Source organism: Streptomyces filipinensis, assembly GCF_014649495.1.
In the GTDB taxonomy this organism is placed as follows: domain Bacteria; phylum Actinomycetota; class Actinomycetes; order Streptomycetales; family Streptomycetaceae; genus Streptomyces; species Streptomyces filipinensis.
In genome coordinates this window covers 1-767 of sequence record NZ_BMTD01000088.1, presented here as the reverse complement: position 1 = coordinate 767, position 767 = coordinate 1, and the positions used below count along the sequence as shown (strand labels likewise).

1 protein-coding gene and 2 rRNA genes are annotated in these 767 nt (G+C 64.7%); all 3 read right to left on the bottom strand.

Going from position 1 to position 767, the window contains the following annotated elements; genetic code table 11:
• Positions 1–313: hypothetical protein (locus tag IE244_RS41600; protein WP_191878770.1), on the bottom strand; the 313-nt coding region annotated here is incomplete at its 3' end.
• Between the two features lie 151 nt (positions 314–464).
• Positions 465–581, bottom strand: a 5S ribosomal RNA gene (gene rrf, locus IE244_RS41595).
• Positions 582–685: 104 nt separating this feature from the next.
• Positions 686–767 (bottom strand): 23S ribosomal RNA (locus IE244_RS41590); the annotation flags it as partial.

Below are 767 nucleotides of genomic sequence, written 5' to 3'. Positions count from 1 at the left end.
GCCGGACGCGGCCCACGGTCACCCTCACGACGGTCATCCCTGCGACCGCCAAAACCACCACGCTCGCCACGGTCGCCGTAACCGCCACCACGACGGTCGTCACGGCGGTCGTCACGGCGGTCGTCACGGCGGTCGTCACGCCTGTCGTCACGGCGGAAGCCACCACGGTCGCCGCCGCGGTCGCCGTGGCCACCACCACGGTTGTCGTCGCGGTCACGCCGGCCGTAGCCGCCACGGTCGCTGCCACCACGGTCGTTGTCGCGGCGGTAGCCACCACGGTCACCCCGGTAGCCGCCGCGATCACCGCGGTCACCACTGTCCCGTCGCCGCTGGTCGCGCTCCGGTCGGTCGTCGGGAGAGTTGGTGGACATGATGGCTCCTGTCTTCGGTACCGCAAGCATTGTAAAAACAAAAGGACCCCCGGTCCCAGCTGAACGCTGGTGACCAGGGGTCCTCCAAAGATTGTTCGGCGGCGTCCTACTCTCCCACAGGGTCCCCCCTGCAGTACCATCGGCGCTGTGAGGCTTAGCTTCCGGGTTCGGAATGTAACCGGGCGTTTCCCTCACGCTATGACCACCGAAACCCTAATGGTTTCGAGCGAACAAGCACACTTTGTAGTTATGCGTTCTGCTCTGAGCCGGCAACGGTCGTTGCCTCAGAACTAACACAGTGGACGCGAGCAACTGAGGACAAGCCCTCGGCCTATTAGTACCGGTCACCTCCACCAGTTACCTGGCTTCCAGATCCGGCCTATCAACCCAGTCGTC